This is a genomic window from Celeribacter arenosi, assembly GCF_039539485.1.
Classification (GTDB): Bacteria; Pseudomonadota; Alphaproteobacteria; order Rhodobacterales; family Rhodobacteraceae; genus Celeribacter; species Celeribacter arenosi.
The window spans coordinates 99,397-120,680 of the sequence record NZ_BAABDF010000002.1; the positions used below are offsets into that span (position 1 = coordinate 99,397).

The following is a 21,284-nucleotide window of genomic DNA, read 5'->3' on the forward strand; positions in this document are numbered from 1 at the left end:
GTGCCTTAGAAGATCGACTTGAACTGGTCGATATTCGAGGCGTCGTAGACGAACGGATCGGCCATCGCGGCAGAGTTCGTATCGTCGAGCGTGATCGTGCCCATGCGGCCGATGGAAATCTCCGCACCTGGCTCTGCAGTTGCGGCATCAGACGCAAGTGCATGCGCGATCATCGCCGCCGAGTAGCCCAGGTCTATCGGGTTCCAGATGGCAAAGGACTTCGAGGACCCACTTTCGATGGCGCCCGCCATTTCGGACGGCAACCCCAGACCGGTGACGTTGATTTCGCCGATCTTACCGGCATCCTGAACAGCCTGAGCGGCCGCCACAATGCCCACCGATGTCGGCGCGATGATCGCGTCGAGATCGGGGTAGGCCTGCATGAGGCCCTGTGCTTCACGATAGGATTTATCCGCGAGGTCGTCCCCGTAGACAGTCCCGACGACTTCAATGCCCGGGTAGTTGCCCATGACCTTGTTCATCTCGTCGATCCAGATGTTCTGGTTCGTGGCGGTCGCGGATGCGGACAGCACGGCGACCTGACCGCCATCGGGCAGATTGTCCGCCGCGAGTTTGATGATCATATTGCCGATGAGGGCGTTGGACGACGGGTTAAGGTGCACCTGCCGACCTTCGGGGGCAACACCGGAGTCCCATGAGATCACGGAAATACCGCGGTCCATGGCCTTTTTCAGCGCTGGCACCACGGCATCGGGATCGTTGGCCGAAATGGCAATGGCATCCACGCCCTGAGCGATCAATGCGTTGATGACCTCGATTTGCCCTTCCGCGGTGGTGTCCGTCGGTCCGGTGTAGATGATTTCTACATTGCCGAGTTCGCCAGCTGCTTCTTCAGCGCCCTTTGCGGCAGCTTCAAAGAAGCCGATACCAAGAGCCTTTACCACGAGTGCAATGCGCATATCGTCCTGTGCGCTTGCGGCCGTTCCTGTCAGCCCTGCAACGATTGCGACGGACGTCAGAATCTTGTTAATAGCTCGCATGATCTCCTCCCTGAGTTGATGCGATTTTCCGAAATGGCGGTTACTTTTCTAAGAGGCCGCCCCCTCCTTTAACTGGCTACGACCGGGTGTGACCGTGACCAGAGTTACGTCCGCGGCGTCCAACATGGCGGCGGATTTGTCCGAAATTTTGTCGTCGGTAATGACCGTGTCGATCCGCTCTAGCGGGCACAGCACAAGGCTCGAACGGTTATCAAATTTGCTGCTGTCGACCAGCACGACGAGTTCGTCTGCCTGTCCGATCAGTTTCTGTTCGGCCTGGATGAGAAGGGGGTCCGCCTCCATCAGGCCAATCGGACCCAAACCTTGCGCACCCATGAACATGCGCCGCGCGTAGAAATTACGCGTCACATCGTTCTCGAATGGGGACAGGATGATATTCTGTTCGCGGTAGATCGCGCCGCCCGACAGCATGATCGTGTTCTTTGAATGCTTGAGCAGGTGTTCGGCGATCGGAAAGCTGTTTGTGAAGATCTGAAGGCGGCGATTGACCAGTGGATGCACCATCTGGAACGTCGTCGTACCGCCGTTGATGATGATCGAGTCGCCGTCATCACACATCTCGACGGCGGCGAGCGCGATGGCCTGCTTTTCCGCTGTGCGCATGGTTTCATTGACCGAAAACGGGCGCCCAACGAGACCGGAAATGGCCGCGGGCGTGATCGCTTCTGCGCCACCGCGCACGCGGCGCAGCCTTTTCTGCATGTGCAGGGCTGCGATGTCGCGTCGAACCGTCGCCTCGGATGCGCCAGTGAGCGAACATAGTTCAACCACGGTTGCGACAGGGCGATCCTGCACAGCCGAGATAATCAGACGATGGCGTTCTTTTTCATGCATTCGAGTCTCCGTTGTTTCGAAACCGTGTTGTTATTTTCGCGCCAAGTCAATCATAAATGCGCATCTTCAATCATTCTGCGACCGCAAATGACGTTTTTTGCGCGTTGATGATTGACATTCTGTCGCAACCCTCACACCCTGCGATCAATTGCCCGCGCGTCCGTTTCGCGAGGTTAGGAGGAGGAAGTTATGCTGAAATCAGCAGCCGTGAAACCGTTGGAAAACGGTTGGGATAACACGATCGCAGACGCGATGAGCGAGCCTGAAAAGCTGCTTTATCGATCGAATCTCTTGGGGTCAGACAAACGAATCACCAATTTCGGCGGTGGCAACACGTCGGCAAAGGTTATCCAGAAGGATCCGTTGACCGGCAAGGATGCAGAGGTCCTTTGGGTCAAAGGATCGGGCGGCGATGTCGGCACCATGAAAATGGACGGGTTCTCCACCCTCTACATGGACAAATTACGCGCACTCAAATCTGTCTACAGGGGTTTGGAATTCGAAGACGAGATGGTCGGCTATCTGCCCCATTGCACCTTCAACCTGAACCCGCGCGCGGCCTCTATTGATACGCCGCTACACGCATATGTCCCCCAAAAACACGTCGATCACATGCATCCGGATGCGGTAATCGCAATTGCGGCTTCCAAGACGTCCAAAGAACTGACGCAGGAAATCTACGGTGATGAGATCGGTTGGCTCCCGTGGAAGCGACCCGGTTATGAGTTGGGGCTATGGCTCGAAAAATTCTGTCTGGAAAATCCTGACGCGAAGGGTGTCGTTCTGGAGAGCCATGGGTTGTTTACATGGGCCGATGACGCGCAGGAGTGTTATGAACTCACGCTGCGCATCATTCAAAAGGCAATGGATTGGTTCGCGGAACGCACTGCGGATGTGACGCCCTTTGGGGGCGCCATTCATCAAAACCTCGACGCGGATGCGCGCAGGGGTATTGCGGCCAAACTGATGCCGGCCATTCGCGGTTTCGTGTCGGGCAATCAGCACATGGTTGGCCATTTCGACGATAGTGACGCTGTATTGGAATTCGTCGGTGCCAAAGATATGCGCCGTCTCGCAGCGCTCGGGACGTCGTGCCCGGACCATTTCCTACGCACGAAAATTTGCCCTCTGGTCGTCGATTTTGATCCCGCGAAGGGCAATCTGGACGCTGTGCTCGATAATCTCGGCGAACAGGTTGCGGCCTATCGCGCGGATTACGAAGCCTATTATGATCGGTGCAAACACCCCAATTCGCCACCGGTGCGTGATCCGAATGCGGTCGTCTATCTGGTGCCGGGCGTGGGTATGATCACCTTCGCAAAGGATAAAGCAACAGCGCGGATATCGGGCGAGTTTTATGTCAACGCAATAAATGTGATGCGGGGCGCGGATGCCGTGTCTGAATACTGTGGTTTGCCTGAACAGGAGGCCTTTGATATCGAGTATTGGCTCCTTGAGGAGGCTAAACTTCAACGCATGCCAAAACCCAAGAGTCTCGCAGGGCGGGTTGCTTTGGTAACCGGCGGTGCGGGGGGCATCGGAGCGGCCATTGCGGCGCGCTACCTTTCCGAGGGCGCTTGCGTGGTGCTGGCCGATATTGATCAAGGCAACCTTGATAAAGCCAAGGCGCAACTACAGGGCGCGTTCGGGGCGGATGTGGTGCGCTCGGTCTTAATGGATGTCACGTCCGAAGACGCGGTCGCCAATGCCTATTCGCAAATGGCGGTTGAATTCGGGGGCGTCGACATTCTCGTCTCCAACGCAGGAATCGCGTCATCGGCGCCGATTGAAGAGACCACTGTCGAACTTTGGGATCGCAATATGGACATCCTTTCCAAAGGGTATTTCCTCGTCTCGCGCGAAGCATTCAAGGTCATGCGCAGACAGGATATGGGCGGCTCTATCGTCTTTATCGCGTCCAAAAACGGTTTGGCGGCGAGCCCTAATGCAGCGGCCTATTGCACGGCGAAGGCGTCCGAAATTCACCTTGCCCGCTGTCTCGCCCTTGAAGGGGCAGAGGCAGGTATCCGCGTTAACGTGGTGAACCCGGACGCGGTTCTGCGGGGCTCCAAGATTTGGGAGGGTGAGTGGCTCGAACAGCGCGCTTCCACCTATGGCACCGACAAGGATGGGTTGGAGGAGATGTATCGCAATCGCTCCATGCTCAAACGTTCGGTTCTTCCCGAGGACATTGCCGAAGCGGCCTATTTCTTTGCGGCGGACACCTCCGCTAAATCGACCGGAAACATTCTCAACGTGGATGCCGGCAATGTGCAGGCGTTCCCACGCTGAAGGAGCGGACATGATCGACCAGACCATAATCGACAAAGACAACGAAGCGCGCCGCGCGGCCTTGGCTGCGGATTACGACGCGTTGGGGGCAAGTCTTGACCGGCGCGGTATCGACATCGCGGCGATCACTGCGAAGGTGACGGCCTATGGCGTCGCTGTGCCCTCATGGGGCGTTGGCACCGGCGGGACACGATTTGCGCGTTTCCCCGGTGCCGGTGAGCCGCGCCACATCTTCGATAAACTCGATGATTGCGGTGTGATCCAACAGCTCGGGCGCGCGACACCATCGGTGTCTCTGCATATCCCGTGGGACAAAGAAGATCCCGCCGATCTGCGCGCCAAAGCCGAAGAAGTTGGCCTGACCTTCGATGCGATGAATTCAAATACCTTTCAGGATCAGGAAGGGCAGGCGCATAGCTACAAATTCGGCTCGCTCAGCCACAATGATGCCGCGACCCGCGCGCAGGCGGTCGAGCACAACCTCGAATGCATCGAGATCGGGCAGGCCATCGGATCGCGCGCCTTGACGGTGTGGGTTGGCGACGGGTCGAATTTTCCCGGCCAGACCAACCTCACCGGTCAGTTTGAACGATACCTCGACGCAATGCGCCAGATCTACGCAGGCCTGCCCGACGATTGGCGTCTGTTCAGCGAGCACAAGATGTATGAACCGGCGTTCTATTCGACCGTTGTTCAGGATTGGGGCACCAACTATCTGATCGCGAAGGAACTGGGGGAAAAGGCATTTTGTCTCGTCGATCTCGGTCACCATGCGCCGAATGTGAACATCGAAATGATCGTCGCGCGGCTGATCCAGTTCGGAAAACTGGGCGGGTTCCATTTCAACGACTCCAAGTATGGCGATGACGATTTGGATACAGGGTCGATTGATCCTTTCCGGCTTTTCCTTGTATTCAATGAATTGGTCGCCGCCGAGAGCGTGGAAGGGTTCGATCCTGCGCATATGCTTGATCAGAGCCACAATGTAACCGACCCGATTGAAAGCCTGATTTCATCTGCATCCGAGGTGCGCCGCGCCTATGCGCAGGCGCTCTTGGTGGATCGTGAATCGCTCGCCGGATATCAGGGTGACAACGATGCTCTGATGTCGGCCGCGACGTTGAAGGCGGGGTTCCGCACCGATGTGGAGCCGATCCTCGCCATGGCACGTTTGGGGGCGGGGGGCGCAATTGACCCTATCGCAGCTTACCGTGCGTCGGGCTACCGTGCGCGCGTGGGCGAAGAACGCCCTGCGGTGAGCGGAGCGGGCGGCGGAATCGTCTAATCCTGTCGTGAGCTAACCTGCACGAGCGCCCGTAATCGGGCGTTCGACGTTGCATTGCGCCTCGCTTTCATGGTGGTATATACTTTGTATATGCAATCCGAGGCGTGTGTGATGCCCAAGTCCGGCAAGAAAGACAGTAGTCTTATCATCCGAATTCCCAAAGAAGACCGCGATGAATTCGTCCGGCTTTGCGATGAAATGGATACATCTGCATCGCGCGAATTGCGCAGGTTCATCCAGTCGTTTCTGAAAAAGAATGCCGCGAAAAAGGAGAAGACGTCGTGAAGACGATCCTGGTCGCCAATTCAAAGGGCGGGAGCGGGAAAACCATGACTGCGATTACCCTTGCAAGCGCGATCCGCGCATCCGGTGCGCGTGTCACCTTGGCGGATGGGGACCCGCAAAGGTCGGCGCGCACATGGGCAAAGCGACGCTCGCCCTATGCCGCGCGAATTCAATGCGTCAAATGGTTGTCCGGCGATGCGCCGGAGTTTGTGCCCGCAAAAACCGATTGGTTGATCATCGATAGCGCGGCAGGGCTGAGCGGCGCCCGGGCCTCCGCCATGATTGGTCTCGCGAATTACCTCGTGACGCCGGTTATGGCATCCGTGTTCGATGAACTGGCTGCGCGGAAATTCCTGCGCAATCTGTCCTCAATCAAGCGGTTGAAAAAGGGCAAGGTTGAGGTGCTCCCCGTTGCCTCCCGCGCGGATTTGCGGCGCAAGGACACGGTGTCTTTGGCCGAGTTCATGAAGGCGAACGGCTTTCCCTTGGTTGCGACGATTTCCGAGAGGGCGGCCTACGTGGAATTAGCGCGCGAAGGATTGTCGGTTTTTGATCGCACGCAGGCGCCATTTCGCAAAATGCAGGCGCAATGGGCGCCGCTTCTGACCCGCCTCGGCATTCAATAGCGCTTCACCCCCTTGCGCATCGGGGCCGCACGATGTTTTGGTATACCAAAGTTGCCGGAGGACGTGTGATGAGCCAGCTTAGACTTGCAGACAACCTGTCGCGCCTGGGCACGGAGAGCGCCTTTACCGTTTTGGCGCGGGCAGGGCGGCTCGCCGCTGAGGGGCGCGACATCATCAACCTTGGCATTGGCCAGCCCGATTTCGCCACGCCGGAGCACATCGTCGAGGCCGGCGTGAAGGCGCTGCGCGACGGGCATCACGGCTACACGCCCGCAAACGGACTGCCGGTACTGCGCGAAGCGGTGGCGGCGGATTTGCACGGACGCCATGGTGTAGATGTCGATCCGGATACGGTCGTTGTAGTTCCGGGCGGAAAGCCCACGATGTTCTTTTCCATCATGATGTTCGGGCAGCCGGGGGCAGAAATCCTCTATCCCAATCCCGGGTTCCCGATCTATGAAAGCGTGATCCGATACTCCGGAGCGACGCCGGTGCCGATCCCGCTAGAAGAGGCGCAGGGTTTCGGGTTTTCGGCGGATCAGGTTCTGGAGAAGATCACGGATCGCACAACGCTCCTGATCATCAATTCTCCCGCCAATCCAACCGGAGGCGTGACGCCAAAGTCCGAAATAGACAAATTAGTCAGAGGGTTGGAGGAACACCCTCATGTAGCGATCCTGTCTGATGAAATCTATTCACAGATGCTCTACGGCGGGCGAACCCACGTGTCGCTTTTGCAATACCCGTCGATCCGCGACCGGCTCATCATGCTCGACGGGTGGTCGAAAACCTATGCGATGACAGGCTGGCGTTTGGGCTATGCGGTCTGGCCAAAGGCGCTGGTCGATCCGGTGACACGTCTGTGCATCAACGACCATTCCTGTGTGAATGCCGCCGCGCAATACGCCGGTCTCGCCGCGCTTACCGGACCGCAGGACGCAGTCGAGAAAATGGTTGGTGAGTTTGACGCACGCCGCCGTGTCATCGTGGAGCGGCTCAACGCACTGCCCGGGTTTCGATGCGCCGATCCGGGGGGCGCGTTTTATGTCTTTCCCAATATCGAGGGTACGGGGCTGCATGCCACGCAGGCGCAGGATCTGTTCCTTGACAAGGCCGGTGTAGCGACCATTGCCGGCACTTCTTTTGGCGCGTGGGGCGAGGGGTATTTGCGCTTTTCCTACGCGAACTCGCTCGACAATATTCAAACTGCGATCGACCGGATCGCCAAGCTCATTTAGGAGACCCGATGTCCAACCCAGAACTCGTCGTCGTCGCACCAGACCTCTCTGACAGGGAGCGTGCGGGATTTGAAGCCATCACCCCCTTCGTTCATCTCAACAGCCAAGAAGACGCCGTGAACCTGTCCGCGCAGGCCCGCGCCGCGGTGACCGCTATGGCGGTGAAATTCCACGGCGCGGTTGGCGGAGATCAGATGGACCGGTTTGAAAACCTCAAAACCATTGCCAACTTCGGTGTCGGCTACGACCAGATTGATGTGGCAGCGGCCACGGCTCGTGGCATCACCGTCACCAATACGCCCGATGTCCTTAACGATGATGTGGCCGACCTGACGCTTGCTATGATGCTCGCCGTGGCGCGCACAATTGTGGACGGAGATGCATGGGTGCGCTCGGGCCGTTGGGCCACGGGAGAGGCTATGCCGCTGAACCGTAAAATGTCCGGCGCATCGGTCGGGATTGTGGGATTGGGGCGGATCGGTCAGGTGATCGCCAATCGCCTCGGCGCATTTGACATGGACATTCATTACCATTCGCGCAGCCCGAAAGACGTGCCCTACACATATCACGCCGATGTCGTCGATCTTGCACGTTCGGTCGACTGGCTCGTCATCGCACTGGTCGGTGGGAAAGAAACCGAGGGCTATATTTCGCGCGAGGTAATCGATGCGTTAGGGGCGGAGGGTGTTGTCATCAATATTTCTCGCGGCTCGACTGTGGATGAGGGCGCGTTGCTCGACGCGTTGGAGCAGGGACGGATCGCGGGGGCCGGTCTCGATGTATTCTTGAACGAGCCGCGCATTGATCCGCGGTTCTTGGCACTCAATCAGGTTGTCCTGCAGCCACACCAAGGGTCGGCCACCGTTCAGACCCGGGTCGCGATGGGGGATTTGCAGCGCGACAACATTGCGGCCCATTTTGCTCAGCGGCCACTTTTGTCGCCGGTGAACTGAGATGGATTTGCCCGTAAATGCCTTCAAGCGTGCCCTAATTGCAGGGCAGCCACAGATCGGGTTCTGGTCAACAGTGCGCGATCCATTGGTAACCGAAATGCTCGCGGGATTAGGGTATGACTGGCTTTTGATCGACTGCGAACACACGCCGCGCGATATCAGTGATGTCCTTGGCAGTCTTCAGGCAATGAACGGGTATCCGACGTCTCCTGTTGTTCGCGTCACGCAGAACGATACCGCCGAGATAAAGCGCCTATTGGACATCGGCGCGCAATCGCTACTGGTGCCCTATGTGAACACGGTCGCGCAGGCGGAAAGCGCCTGTGCGGCAGTGACTTACGCACCGAACGGTGTGCGGGGCATGGGCGGCTCCATGCGTGCCAACCGGTTTGGGAGCGTGGAGGGCTACATCGAAAAGGCGAGGGCAGAAATCTGCCTGATACTGCAGATTGAAACCGTCGAGGCATTGGAAAACCTCGAAGCTATTGCGGGTGTCGAGGGTGTGGATGCGCTGTTTGTCGGGCCTGCGGATTTGGCGGCCTCGCTCGGCTATCCGGGGCAGATTGGTCACCCTGTGGTTCGCTCTGCCGTGATGGATGCGATCCGTCGCATTCGGGCCTGTGGCAAACCGGCAGGCTTTTTGTCGCTCGATCCCTCACTGGTGGACGAAGCAGTCGCCGCGGGGAGCCTGTTTACCGCGCTGGACCTCGACCACATCGCGCTGAGACGCGAAGCGATGAGCCAACTGGCCGCGTTTAAAGCCAGACACTAACGCAAGACTCCGCGGGATGGCCGCGCTGTCAGAGCAATCCACGCTCTGCGAGATTGCGCATCAGGGCGGCGGTGCCAAAGGTCCATGGCGCGCAATCGGGCGAACGGCGCACGGTATTGCTGAGCGCACCAAGGTGGGGCTGTGAAATCGTCACGACGTCCCCCATTTTATGTGTAAACCCCTGACCGGGTGTGTCGCGGTCCTGCACAGGGGCAAAGAGCGTGCCCAGAAACAACATGAAGCCGTCGGGATATTGGTGGTGCGCGCCAATGGTCTGCGCCACGAGATCAGTGGGTTTGCGCGAGATTTTTGTCATTGAAGAATGCCCGTCGAGCGTGAATCCTTCCGGCCCTTCCACACGTAGGGTGAGCTCGGCTGACGCGACGTCTGCGAGTCCATAGGTGTCGTCAAACAGGCGCAGGAAAGGCCCGATCGCGCAGGAAGCATTGTTGTCCTTTGCTTTGCCGAGAAGGAGGGCGGAGCGACCCTCCACATCGCGCAGATTGACGTCATTGCCGAGCGTCGCGCCCTTGATGTCACCACGCGAATTCACGGCGAGGACGATTTCGGGTTCGGGGTTGTTCCACGTCGATACCGGATGCAACCCGACCGCTGCGCCATAGCCCACGGCACTCATCGGTTGGCCTTTGGTAAAGACCTCCGCATCGGGGCCAATGCCGACCTCCAGATACTGGGACCACAGGCCTTCGCTCTGCAACACCGCTTTGACCTCCATCGCGCGGGGTGATCCGGGTTCGATGCCAGAGAGGCTGGTGCCGATGCGGTCCTTGATCTTTGCACGAATGGCTTCGGCGGCGTCCGCGTCACCGGCGGCTTTTTCCTCGATCACGCGTTCAACCATGGACTCAGCGAATGTAACGCCACAGGCCTTGATCGCCTGAAGGTCACAGGGGGCGAGCAGGCGAGTGCCGGTCTGATCGGCAGTCGACCCTTGGGCAATGGTGTCGAGCGATCCAATACGTTCGCCCGCAGCCTTCGCCACATAGCCGGCCGGGTCATCCATTTCCATCAGGTCGCGAACCGTGGGCACATCGCGCGAAGTGATGTCGTAGAGATCACCGTCCCTCAGTGTTGCAACACAGGGACCTATGCCTTCGCGCCATACGCGGGTGACGAGCGTTGCCGGATTGGCGGTCGCGGGAAAGGGGTGTTGCATGGGCATTCCTCAAGGTCGGCTTTGCGTTTTGTCAGTACGGGAGCCGCTTGCATCGCGGCTCAAATGGTATACCATTTTTGCCATGAACACGAGTTCGCCATCCGATGTCAACCGAGGGGGGGTAATCAAATCTTCGATCTGTCGGGAAAAACCGCCCTCGTAACGGGGTCGTCCAAAGGCATAGGGTTCGCTTTGGCGACCGGGTTGGCGCAGGCGGGCGCACGCGTCGTGATGAACGCGCGGGACGCGCAGCGTCTGGATCAGGCCGCCGCGCAGTTGCGCGCGACAGGCGCGGTTGTTGACGTGCTGCCCTTTGATGTCACCGATGTGGATGCCGTGCAGCGCGCCATCAGTGACTACGAGGCCTCAAAGGGTCCGATCGACATCCTCGTCAACAACGCGGGCATGCAGCACCGTGGCCCTTTGGAGGATTTTGATCCCGCCACCTTTGACCACCTGATGCGCACCAATGTGAACAGCGCCTTTTATGTCGGGCAGGCCGTTGCGCGGAACATGATTGCGCGCAGGTCGGGAAAGATAGTCAATATCGCCTCCGTGCAATCCGCGCTCGCGCGGCCGGGTATCGCACCCTACACCGCATCCAAAGGTGCGATCACCAACCTGACAAAGGGGATGGCGACCGATTGGGCGCGACATGGCCTGAACGTGAATGCAATTGCGCCGGGGTATTTCGAAACCGAGTTGAATGCAGCCCTCGTGGCCGATGTCGATTTCTCTGCGTGGCTGGAAAACCGAACGCCACAGGGACGATGGGGGAAGGTAGAAGAGTTACAGGGCGCCTGCGTCTTCCTCGCATCCGACGCGGCATCATTTGTGAATGGCCAAACGATCTATGTCGATGGCGGCATAACGGCGAGTCTTTAGGGAAAGGGACAATAACATGACTGACACACCCGTGATCGGCTTTATCGGGCTGGGGTATATGGGGCATGGTATGGCTGCGAATGTCCTCAAGGCGGGCTATACGCTCTATGTTAAGGGCAACCGGAACCGCGCGCCCATCGATGACCTCGTCGCGCAAGGTGCCAAAGAGGCTGCGACACCCCGTGAGATGGCGCAGGCCTGTGACATCATCCATCTGTGTCTTTCCAATTCGGCGCAGGTCGAGGCGGTTTTTCATGGGGATGACGGGCTTTTGGCGGGCGCGCGTCAGGGTCTGATCGTCATTGATGCCACGACCGCTGATCCGGTTTCCACACTGGCGCTATCTGCGTTGCTCGCCGAAAAGGGCGGGGAGATTGTCGATGCGCCGCTCGGACGCACACCGAAAGAGGCAGAAGAAGGCACGCTCGACACAATGGTTGGGGGCACGGATGCGGCGGTGGCAAAGGCGATGCCTTTGATCGAATGCTGGGCTGCCAACATCACGCGCACGGGGCCGGTCGGCACAGGGCATAAGATGAAGCTCCTGATGAACTTCACCTCCATGGGATACGCCGCGCTCTATAGCGAGGCGATCACATTGGCGGCAAAGTCCGGATTGTCGCCGGATATCTTCAACGAGGTGATCGGGAAGTCGCGTCTGTCCAACGGGTTCTTTGAAACCTTTATGCGCGGGTCAATCGGTGGTGAATCCGAAATCCACAAATTCACCATCGCCAATGCGGCGAAGGATTTGCGCTACGCGGACGCCATGGCGACCCAGGCGGGCGTCGTCAATTTGCTGGGCAGCACCTTCAAACAGTACTTTACCCACGCCGAGGCGAAAGGTCATTCTCAGGAATACGTCGTCACCATGGCCCGCCACATTGCCGCATTGAACGGCATCGATCTTGAAAAATCACTAGAGGAGTTCCGCGCGTGAGCAACGACACCCGAGCCGGAAAACGTTTTCGTTCGCAAGAGTGGTTCGATAACCCCAATAACCCGGGCATGACGGCGCTCTATATCGAGCGTTACCAGAACCAGGCATTCACCCGTGACGAATTGCAGAGTGATCGTCCCATCATCGGCATTGCCAACACCGGGTCCGACCTCGCGCCCTGCAACAAGATCCACGTGTTCCTGATGGACCGGATCAAGGCGGGCATTCGCGATGGTGGGGGCATTCCGATGGAGTTCCCTGTGCATCCAATTCAGGAGACAGGTAAACGGCCAACTGCCGCATTGGATCGCAATCTCGCCTATCTCGGCCTCGTCGAGGTGCTGCATGGCTACCCGATCGACGGTGTCGTGCTGACAACGGGGTGTGACAAGACCACGCCCGCGATGCTCATGGGGGCGGCGACGGTCGACATACCCGCGATTGCGCTCAACGGTGGGCCCATGCTCGACGGGTGGTGGAAAGGCAAACGTGCAGGCTCCGGAACCATCATCTGGGAAAGCCGCCGTCTCTTGGTCGAAGGGAAAATCGACTATGACGAATTCATGGGGCGGGTCTGTTCCTCGGCTCCGTCGCTCGGGCATTGCAACTCCATGGGTACGGCCTCCACGATGAACGCCATGGCCGAGGCGCTGGGCATGTCCCTCACCGGAAATGCCGCGATCCCTGCGCCGTTCCGTGAACGCATGGCGATGGCCTATGACACAGGCAAACGGATCGTGCAGATGGTCCTCGACGATCTCAAACCCTCCGACATTCTGACCCGCGAGGCCTTTGAAAACGCGATCAAGGTCAATGCGGCGATCGGCGGGTCCACCAATGCGCCGCCCCACCTGCAAGCCATCGCGCGTCATGCCGGTGTCGATCTCAACGTGAAGGATTGGGAAACCGTCGGCTTTGACGTACCCCTAATGGTCAACATGCAGCCTGCGGGTGAATTCCTCGGCGAGAGTTTCTTTCGCGCGGGCGGTGTGCCGGCGGTGATGGGCGAATTGATGAAGGCGGGACAGCTTCATGCCAGCGCCATGACAGCGACGGGGAACACGATGGGGGCCAATCTCGCCGGTGTGGAGAGCGCGGATTTGGAGGTCGTCACGACCTATGACGCGCCACTTCGCGCGAATGCGGGTTTCAAGGTGCTTTCGGGCAACCTCTTTGATTCAGCCTTGATGAAGACCTCCGTCATTTCGGCCGACTTCCGCGAACGGTTCCTCAAAGACGGTGTCTACGAGGCCCGCGCGGTCGTTTTTGAGGGGCCAGAGGACTACCACGAACGCATCAACGACGCTTCCTTAGGCATTGATGAACATACAATTCTCTTTATTCGCGGCGTTGGTTGCGTGGGCTACCCGGGCTCGGCCGAAGTGGTGAATATGCAGCCGCCGGATGCCTTGGTGCGACAGGGCATCAATCACCTTCCAACCGTGGGAGACGGGCGGCAGTCAGGCACCTCGGAGAGCCCTTCGATCCTCAACGCCTCGCCGGAATCCGTGGTGGGCGGTGGATTGGCCTATCTCAATACGGGTGATCGGGTGCGTCTGGACCTCAACGCCAGCCGCATGGATGCCCTTGTCGAGGAGGCAGAGTGGGAGGCGCGCAAGGCGGCATGGACGCCGCCGGAGTTGCATCACCAAACCCCTTGGCAGGAGATTTATCGCACCCACGTGGGTCAATTGGCCGAAGGTGGGTGTCTGGAACTGGCAACGGCCTATCGCCGTGTCGGGCAGGATCTGCCGCGGGATAACCATTGATGTCGAAAACCATCATTATCACCGGTGGCACGCGCGGCATCGGAAAGGCGACGGCAGAGGCGTTCCTCGCCGCAGGGTGGCGTGTTGGCATCATGGGGCGCACGTCGCAGGCGGTTGAAAGCATGACGCAAAGCCACCCCAATGCACTCGGCCTCGTTGCGGATGTGACGGATGAGGGGTCTGTGGAGGCGTGCTTTGATACCGCCGTCTCCCGATGGGGGCGGGTGGATGCTCTCTTCAACAATGCGGGTGTGTCGCTCTTTGGGGCGACGGTGGATGAAATCCCCGTCGCCGATTGGCGCAACCTGATCGACACCAATGTCACGGGCGCGTTCATTTGCGCGCGTGCCGCCTTTCGCGTGATGCGCGCGCAGGCCCCGCAGGGGGGGCGCATCATCAACAACGGATCCATCTCGGCGCAGGTCCCGCGCCCCGGATCGGCGGCCTATACGGCGTCCAAACACGCCATCACCGGCATGACGCGCACCCTTTCACTCGATGGCCGCGCGTTCAACATTGCCTGTGGCCAGATCGACATCGGCAACGCGCTGACCGACATGGCGCAAAGCATGACCACCGGCATGCCACAGGCTGATGGCAGCGTGCGCACCGAGGCGGTGATGGATGTCGGCAACGTTGCGCGCTCGGTCCTGCATATGGCAGAGTTGCCGTTGGAGGCGAATGTTCAGTTCATGACCGTGATGGCAACCACGATGCCCTATATCGGGCGCGGCTAATCCTATCGCGCCGGCCTCGGGCGGGGCGGGGATATCCCCAGCGCCGCCTCGCGCCGCCAGATATAGATGCCCGACGCGATGATGATGGCGGCGCCCACGACCGTCCAAACCGTGGGCCACGTGCCGAAAATCACCCATCCGACCAAAGTCCCGTAGAAGAGTTGTTCGTAGACTACGGGCGCAAGTGTGGTTGCGCTCGCGAACCTGAATGCCGCTGTGGCGAGGATGTGCCCGCTGAGGCCGAACAGGCCGATCACCACCAGCATCACCCATACGCCAAAGCTTTGAGGCGCGACCCAGATCGACAGGGCAAAGGGCGCGATGGCAACCGACGCGATGGCGGATGTCCAGATTTGCGATGTCACGTTCTTTTCGACGCCCGCCAGTTTGCGCGTCAGCACAAAGTAGATTGATCCTGACACCAGCGCCAAAATGGAGAAAAACAGCGCCGGATGGAATGCCGCGCCCCAGGGTTGGATCACGACAACCACGCCCAAAAAAGCGACCAGAATGGCGGTGAAGCGTCGAATGCCGATGCGTTCGCCAAGGATCGGTATCGCCAAGAGTGCGATGACCATTGGTTGGGCAAAAAATATGGAAATTGTGATCGTTATCGGAAGATATTGAAGTGCGAAAAAGTTGAACGCAGTCGCGCCGAGAAGCGCCAGTGAGCGCAGGATCTGAATGCGCGGGTTCGCTGACTTCAGAACAGACGACCCCTCGGTGGCCAGCGCATAGGTCAGGGCGATCACGAAGTGGACGATGTAGCGACAAAACACGACCTGCAGCACCGGAATGCCCGCAAGCACCAGCCATTTGGCAGAGGTGTCGATGCCCGTGAAACACGCAACAGCGACAGACATCAAAATGAACCCGAGAAGGGGCCTCTCCTCGCGCGGCGCGGTGGCTTTGATCACATTACCGCACCGACTTGCCATGGCACGAATTCATAGTCGCCAAGGCCCTGCGCCTCTGACTTGGTTTCCTCGCCGGAGGCCACGCGCAGCCACATGTCATAGATTTCGCGCCCGACCTCTTCGAGGGTTCGCCCGTCGCTAATGATGGTTCCGGCGTTGAGGTCCATGTCGTCTTCGAGCCTGTTGAACATCTCGGTATTGGTCGCGATTTTGATCGAAGGTGACGGTTTCGCCCCAAACGCCGATCCGCGTCCGGTTGTAAAGCAGATCAGGTTACAGCCGGAGGCGATTTGACCGGTAACCGAGGCCGGATCGTAGCCGGGGCTATCCATGAAGACGAAGCCGCGCTCTGTAATAGGTTCGCCGTATTTGTAGACGCCATTGAGGGGCGTAGTGCCGCCCTTTGCCGCCGCGCCCAGGGATTTTTCGAGGATCGTGGTCAGCCCGCCCTTTTTATTGCCGGGCGAGGGGTTGTTGTCCATCGAGCCGTGGTTGCGGGCGGTATAGTCCTCCCACCAATGGATCAGGTCGATGAGCTTGTCACCGGTGGCGCGGTCCTTCGCGCGCGCTGTGAGCAGGTGTTCGGCGCCGTAAATCTCGGGTGTTTCGGCCAATACGCCCGTGCCGCCCTGTGCTGCGAGTAAATCGCAGGCGTAGCCCACGGCGGGGTTGGCGGTGATGCCCGACCATGCGTCCGATCCGCCACATTGCAGACCGACCATGAGTTCGCTGGCCGGCACCGCTTCGCGGCGGGCACGGTCGACCTCAAGCAGCATGGCTTCGATCCGCGCGATGCCGAGCTCGACGGTTTTGCGCGTCCCTCCGACGTCTTGAATGTTCATGGTCTGAAAGAGAGGGCCGGGGGTGAGGCCGTAAGCTTCGATCAGCCAGTCGATCTGCATCGTTTCACAGCCCAGACCGGCAAGTAGAACGCCCCCCACATTCGGGTTGCGCGCGTAGCCCCAAAGCGTGCGTTGGAGGATTTCAAATCCTGTCCCGTCGCCCCCCATGGCGCAGCCCGTGCCATGAACAAAAGCCGCAACCCCGTCCACATTCGGGTAGGGCGCAAGGCGTTCGGGGGTGAAATGGGCCGCGATTTTGCGCGCCGCCGTGGCCGAGCAATTCACCGAGGTGAGAACGGCGATATAATTGCGGGTACCGACGCGACCGGATGCGCGACGGTATCCCATGAACGTGTCGGTCGTGGTCGCGGCGGGCGCAGGGCGCAGGTTGGTGGCGAATTCATAGGCCGTATCGACGGCACGAAAGTCGAGATTATGCGTGTGGACATGGGACCCTTTGGCGATGTCCTGTGCGGCGTATCCGATGACTTGCGCGTATTTGAGGACGGGGGCGCCTTTGGCGATGTCCGAGGTTGCGATCTTATGACCGCGCGGGATCGGGTCGATCGCGCCTGCTTCTCCAACATTGAGCGCGCGTTTGGCGGTGACCACATTGTCGAGATCGGAAAGGCGAACGGTCGGCATAGGGTTCTCCACCACACTAGCATATCAGTTGCCCTGTATTAGTAACGGGGCAGGCGGGCGAAGGGAATGTCGATTTCTTCGCCTCCCTTGCGCAAATTCGCGCGGCTGGTGATTGGCATTTACGGAAGGGCCAAAATTTGGTAACTGACTGGTCAGTTATTAGTTGATTTGCGACTCACGCGGGGCACCCCATGACAGACGCGATCCAGAACCCGAATGACGCCGACCCCAAGGCCGCGCCGAAGTTCCGCCGCCGCAAAGACGCGCGTCCCGACGAAATCCTCGACGCGGCGTTGCGTCTCTTTGTCGAACAGGGTTTTGCGAAAACACGCGTCGAGGATATAGCAACGCGAGCAGGGGTCTCCAAAGGGGCGGTCTATCTGTATTTCCCGTCCAAGGATGCGCTCATCGAGGCGCTTGTGGATCGCGCGCTTGGCGGTATGGCGGATGAAATCGGGGCCGCGATGCGCGCATATAACGGCCATCCGCGCCCTCTGCTGGAACGCTTTGCAGGCGTGGTGCGTCATCACCTCGAACAGAACGATGTGATCGCGGTACCAAAGCTGATCATCCACGAAGCGCCGAGCCAGCCGCAACTCGCGCGCATCTACGGCGAACGCGTGATCAACAAGGTGATGCCGGATGTTATCGCGATGTTTTCGCGGGCAATGGATGCGGGCCATATTCGTCGGCTTGATCCCGAAATGCTTGTGCGCTCGATGCTCGGCCCTGTTTTTCTCCACATCATTCTATCCGACATTTTCGGCATCGTGCCCGAACGGGGGCTATCGCTCGACCTGTTGTTCGAGACGCATCTGAGCGTGTTTTTCGCCGGTATCGAACCGGTAAAGGAGGCCTGAGATGGCAAATCTTCCTGACTGGCTGATCTCCCTGATTGCGGCCGTCTATCCCGGTATCAACCCGCCGCCTGCCTATGTTTATGACGGGTATGTCGAGGGTGATTTTGTCTATGCGGCAGCGGCGTCGGGTGGGCGGATCGAAGAGATCGCGGCCATCGAAGGGCAGGATGTGTTTTCGGGCGCGCTCCTTTTTACGCTCGAAGACGCGCAGGCGCAGGCGGGGTTGCGCGCGGCCGAGGCGCAATTTGCACAGGCGCAGGCAGAGCTGGACAATCTGACGACCGGCGCGCGCGACGCCGAGGCCGAGGTGATCCGTGCCCAACTCACGCAGGCCCGCGTTGCACTCGACATCGCGCAGACGCGGTTGGAGCGGTCGTCTGCGCTTTTGTCACGCGGCTCCATTCCGCAAGCGCAGGTTGACGATCAACAGGCGGCGGTGGACGAGGCATCGGCGCAGGTTGCGCGGTTGGAGGCCGAATTGCGCGTCGCCGAATTGCCCGCCCGCGATGCACAGCGTCGCGCAGGCGAGGCCGCCGTGGCGGCAGCACGCGCGCAGCTCGATATCGCGCGCGAGACGCTCGCGGATCGAAAGGTGTTTGCACCCGTGACCGGACGCATCGACCGGGTGTATTTCGAGGCGGGTGAAGTCACCGGGGCGGGTGCGCCGGTCATGTCGATCCTGCAACCGGACGCGATGACGGCGCTGTTCTTTGTGCCTGAGGCCGAGCGCGCCGACATCAAGCCCAACGACATGGTGCTCCTGACCTGCGAAGGATGCGGGGAGGGGATTGAGGCGCGCGTGACGCGGCTGGCTTCTGATCCGCAATATACCCCGCCAATCCTGTACACGCGCGACGAACGCGGGCGGCTTGTCTACCGCGTCGAGGCCGAAGTGCTCGAGCCGACGGCCGTTTTGCCGGGGCAACCCGTGACGGTGGATGCGCGCGCGGGGCGCGACAATTAACATGGGCGAGGTAGCCATCTCCGTTCGTGGACTCACAAAGGTCTTCGGCAAGGCCCGCGTCGTTGACGACTTTGACATGGAGGTCGAACGTGGCGCGATCTACGGGTTTCTGGGCCCCAATGGGTCGGGCAAGACGACCACAATCCGGATGATGTGCGGGTTGCTGACCCCGGATGCGGGGGAGGGACGTTGCCTAGGGTTCGATATCGTGAGCCAGTCGCGCGAAATCAAGAAACGCGTTGGCTATATGACCCAGCGATTTTCGCTCTACGAAGATCTGACCATTCGCGAGAACCTCGATTTCACCGCGCGCATGTTCGGGATGGCCAATCGCAAACAACGCGTGGATGAGGCGGTGCGCGATCTGGGGCTGGAGGGGCGTGCCCATCAGCTCGCCGGAACGCTGTCGGGCGGGTGGAAACAACGGCTTGCCTTGGCTGCCTGTATGATTCACGACCCCGAGCTGCTCTTGCTGGACGAACCGACGGCTGGGGTGGATCCCAAGGCACGGCGCGATTTCTGGGATGAAATACGGCGACTTAGCGCGCGCGGTGTCACGGTTCTGGTGTCGACGCATTACATGGACGAGGCGATCCAATGCGATCATATCGCCTATATCGCCTATGGCAAAAAGCTCATCGACGGGCGTGCCCGCGATATTCCCAACCAAATCGGGATTTCCACCTATGTTGTCACCGGCCCGGACCTCATGGCGGTGCAGGAGCGGCTCGATCCCGATAAACGCGCCGGACAGGTGATGCGGTTCGGCGACAAGTTGCACGTCTCGGGCACTGATCGGGTGGCTTTGGATGCGCTAGTGAAGGAGGAGCGCGCGCGTGGCACCCATGAGTGGACGGAAAAGGACGCCGGTCTCGAAGAGGCGTTCATCTACCTGATGGCCGGCGCCAAGGACAATTTTGGCGGACCAGTGGAGGCGGCGCAATGACACGTCTGTCCAATGTGTTTTCCATGGCGCGATTCCTGTCGGTTCTGGTGAAGGAATTCATTCAGATGCGGCGTGACCGTGTCACCTTTGCGATGATGATCGGCGTGCCTTTGGTGCAGCTTTTGCTGTTTGGATATGCCATCAACACCGATCCGCGAAACCTGCCCACGCTCGTCGAGATGGCGGACGAAAGCCCGGTGGCGCGCGCCTTGGTGGCAGGAATGGATACGTCGGACTACTTCGACTTTGTCGGCATTTCGACCTCGCAGGAGCAAAGTGATCGCGCCTTACGGGATGGCACGGCATCCGTCGTCCTCACGGTGCCCCCCGGGTTTCAGCGCGATGCGATGCGCGGGTTGCAGCCCGAACTCCTGCTGACGGTCGATGCCTCTGATCCGGTGGCGGCGGGGGGCGCAATCGGGGCAATTCGCGGTGTCGCGGATCTCGCCGTGGCGCAGACACTTCAGGGGCCGCTCCAGTTTGCCGCCGCAACTCCTGCGCCTTTCACCGTGGTGATCCACCGCGCGTTCAATCCCGAAGGCGCGACATCCACCAATATCGTGCCCGGACTTTTGGCCGTGATTCTGTCGATGACCATGGTGATGATCACTGCCGTTGCGATCGTTCGCGAAAGTGAGCGCGGGACCATGGAGAGCCTGATCGCAACGCCCGTGAAGCCGGCGGAGGTTATGCTTGGGAAGATCATCCCCTATGTCTTTGTCGGCTATATCCAGACGATCGTCTTTATCGTGGCGGCACGCGCTCTCTTTGATGTCCCGTTCACGGGGTCGTTTTGGGCGTTTTTCGCGGGGTTCAATCTCTACGTGGTCGTGAATCTCGCCCTCGGGTTTCTGGTGTCCACAATTGCGCGCAGCCAGATGCAGGCCATGCAGATTTCGTTTTTCACGATTCTGCCCACGATCCTGTTGTCGGGCTTCATGTTTCCATTCGCTGCCATGCCCCAATGGGCGCAAACCCTTGGCACGGCGATTCCGGCGACGCATTTTCTGCGCCTTGTGCGCAAGGTCATGTTGAAAGACGCGGGCTTTTCCGATGTCGCGCAGGATATGGCAGCCATCGCTGCGATCCTTGTGGTGATCACGATTGTGGCATTGCGGCGCTATCGTCAGACGCTGGATTAGGAAAAGGCACCGGCTGGCCCCCGATTTGGCGGCGTAAGAGTTAACATTGTCTTAGCGGAAAGGGCGCCGAAATGGGCGTGCGCCGACTATCGTCTTGCCCCTCCCGCGCAGTTGGGATTTGATGCGGGCAATGATGAAAAATTTCTTTGATGT

The 21,284-nt window shown here is 59.5% G+C and carries 20 protein-coding genes; 15 read left to right on the forward strand and 5 right to left on the reverse strand.

Going from position 1 to position 21,284, the window contains the following annotated elements:
- Positions 1-5 precede the first annotated feature (5 nt).
- Positions 6-1,001, reverse strand: a complete 996-nt coding sequence (rhaS, locus tag ABD815_RS01965) for a rhamnose ABC transporter substrate-binding protein (RefSeq protein WP_344842738.1) — start codon at positions 999-1,001, stop codon at positions 6-8.
- A gap of 48 nt (positions 1,002-1,049) precedes the next feature.
- Entirely contained in the window at positions 1,050-1,856 is an 807-nt protein-coding gene (locus ABD815_RS01970; protein WP_344842741.1) for a DeoR/GlpR family DNA-binding transcription regulator, read from the reverse strand.
- A gap of 189 nt (positions 1,857-2,045) precedes the next feature.
- Here ABD815_RS01970 and ABD815_RS01975 point away from each other — a divergent pair, with 189 nt between their 5' ends.
- From ABD815_RS01975 to ABD815_RS02005, 7 genes are all read left to right on the forward strand, one after another.
- A complete protein-coding gene (locus ABD815_RS01975) occupies positions 2,046-4,148 on the forward strand; it encodes a bifunctional rhamnulose-1-phosphate aldolase/short-chain dehydrogenase (protein ID WP_344842743.1) in 2,103 nt (700 codons plus the stop codon).
- 10 nt (positions 4,149-4,158) lie between these two features.
- A complete protein-coding gene (gene rhaI / locus ABD815_RS01980; protein ID WP_344842746.1) occupies positions 4,159-5,433 on the forward strand; it encodes an L-rhamnose catabolism isomerase in 1,275 nt (424 codons plus the stop codon).
- A 111-nt stretch (positions 5,434-5,544) separates the two neighbouring features.
- The gene (locus ABD815_RS01985) at positions 5,545-5,718 is read left to right on the forward strand and encodes a hypothetical protein (RefSeq protein ID WP_344842749.1); all 174 of its coding nucleotides are present in this window, start codon (positions 5,545-5,547) and stop codon (positions 5,716-5,718) included.
- Complete coding sequence (locus ABD815_RS01990; protein WP_344842753.1) at positions 5,715-6,344, forward strand: ParA family protein; 630 nt, start codon at positions 5,715-5,717, stop codon at positions 6,342-6,344. The genes ABD815_RS01985 and ABD815_RS01990 overlap by 4 nt, the downstream gene beginning before the upstream one ends.
- Before the next feature lie 68 nt (positions 6,345-6,412).
- Positions 6,413-7,582: a pyridoxal phosphate-dependent aminotransferase gene (locus ABD815_RS01995; protein WP_344842755.1), complete on the forward strand. Its 1,170-nt coding sequence runs from the start codon at positions 6,413-6,415 to the stop codon at positions 7,580-7,582.
- A gap of 8 nt (positions 7,583-7,590) precedes the next feature.
- Positions 7,591-8,535 (forward strand): 2-hydroxyacid dehydrogenase, encoded by a 945-nt coding sequence (locus tag ABD815_RS02000; RefSeq protein ID WP_344842757.1) that lies wholly within the window; start codon positions 7,591-7,593, stop codon positions 8,533-8,535.
- A 1-nt stretch (position 8,536) separates the two neighbouring features.
- Entirely contained in the window at positions 8,537-9,307 is a 771-nt protein-coding gene (locus ABD815_RS02005) for an HpcH/HpaI aldolase family protein (RefSeq protein ID WP_344842760.1), read from the forward strand.
- Between the two features lie 28 nt (positions 9,308-9,335).
- Here ABD815_RS02005 and ABD815_RS02010 read toward each other — a convergent pair whose 3' ends face one another.
- Positions 9,336-10,484 (reverse strand): fumarylacetoacetate hydrolase family protein, encoded by a 1,149-nt coding sequence (locus tag ABD815_RS02010; protein ID WP_344842763.1) that lies wholly within the window; start codon positions 10,482-10,484, stop codon positions 9,336-9,338.
- A 63-nt stretch (positions 10,485-10,547) separates the two neighbouring features.
- Here ABD815_RS02010 and ABD815_RS02015 point away from each other — a divergent pair, with 63 nt between their 5' ends.
- The 4 genes from ABD815_RS02015 to ABD815_RS02030 are packed head-to-tail and all read left to right on the forward strand — an operon-like array spanning position 10,548 to position 14,815.
- Positions 10,548-11,369: an SDR family oxidoreductase gene (locus ABD815_RS02015; RefSeq protein ID WP_344842766.1), complete on the forward strand. Its 822-nt coding sequence runs from the start codon at positions 10,548-10,550 to the stop codon at positions 11,367-11,369.
- Positions 11,370-11,385: 16 nt separating this feature from the next.
- A complete protein-coding gene (locus ABD815_RS02020; protein WP_344842769.1) occupies positions 11,386-12,309 on the forward strand; it encodes an NAD(P)-dependent oxidoreductase in 924 nt (307 codons plus the stop codon).
- Positions 12,306-14,078 (forward strand): IlvD/Edd family dehydratase, encoded by a 1,773-nt coding sequence (locus ABD815_RS02025; protein WP_344842772.1) that lies wholly within the window; start codon positions 12,306-12,308, stop codon positions 14,076-14,078. The genes ABD815_RS02020 and ABD815_RS02025 overlap by 4 nt, the downstream gene beginning before the upstream one ends.
- The gene (locus tag ABD815_RS02030; protein ID WP_344842775.1) at positions 14,078-14,815 is read left to right on the forward strand and encodes an SDR family oxidoreductase; all 738 of its coding nucleotides are present in this window, start codon (positions 14,078-14,080) and stop codon (positions 14,813-14,815) included. The genes ABD815_RS02025 and ABD815_RS02030 overlap by 1 nt, the downstream gene beginning before the upstream one ends.
- 2 nt (positions 14,816-14,817) lie before the next feature.
- On the opposite strand, the gene ABD815_RS02035 is transcribed toward ABD815_RS02030, so the two are convergent.
- Positions 14,818-15,753 carry a DMT family transporter gene (locus ABD815_RS02035; RefSeq protein ID WP_486303638.1) on the reverse strand — a complete coding sequence of 312 codons (936 nt, stop codon included), beginning with the start codon at positions 15,751-15,753 and terminating at the stop codon, positions 14,818-14,820.
- A complete protein-coding gene (locus ABD815_RS02040; RefSeq protein ID WP_344842780.1) occupies positions 15,729-17,219 on the reverse strand; it encodes a UxaA family hydrolase in 1,491 nt (496 codons plus the stop codon). The genes ABD815_RS02035 and ABD815_RS02040 overlap by 25 nt, the downstream gene beginning before the upstream one ends.
- A 191-nt stretch (positions 17,220-17,410) precedes the next feature.
- Between ABD815_RS02040 and ABD815_RS02045 the strand changes: the two genes are divergently transcribed.
- Genes ABD815_RS02045 through ABD815_RS02060 form a run of 4 tightly spaced genes read left to right on the forward strand, consistent with a single transcriptional unit; the run spans position 17,411 to position 21,131 of the window.
- Complete coding sequence (locus tag ABD815_RS02045; protein ID WP_344842782.1) at positions 17,411-18,079, forward strand: TetR/AcrR family transcriptional regulator; 669 nt, start codon at positions 17,411-17,413, stop codon at positions 18,077-18,079.
- 1 nt (position 18,080) lies between these two features.
- Positions 18,081-19,043, forward strand: a complete 963-nt coding sequence (locus ABD815_RS02050) for an HlyD family secretion protein (RefSeq protein ID WP_344842785.1) — start codon at positions 18,081-18,083, stop codon at positions 19,041-19,043.
- A 1-nt stretch (position 19,044) separates the two neighbouring features.
- Positions 19,045-19,989 carry an ABC transporter ATP-binding protein gene (locus ABD815_RS02055; RefSeq protein WP_344842788.1) on the forward strand — a complete coding sequence of 315 codons (945 nt, stop codon included), beginning with the start codon at positions 19,045-19,047 and terminating at the stop codon, positions 19,987-19,989.
- Positions 19,986-21,131, forward strand: coding sequence for an ABC transporter permease (locus ABD815_RS02060; protein ID WP_344842790.1), 1,146 nt, complete (start codon positions 19,986-19,988; stop codon positions 21,129-21,131). Before ABD815_RS02055 ends, ABD815_RS02060 begins: the two co-directional genes overlap by 4 nt.
- Positions 21,132-21,284: the final 153 nt, after the last annotated feature.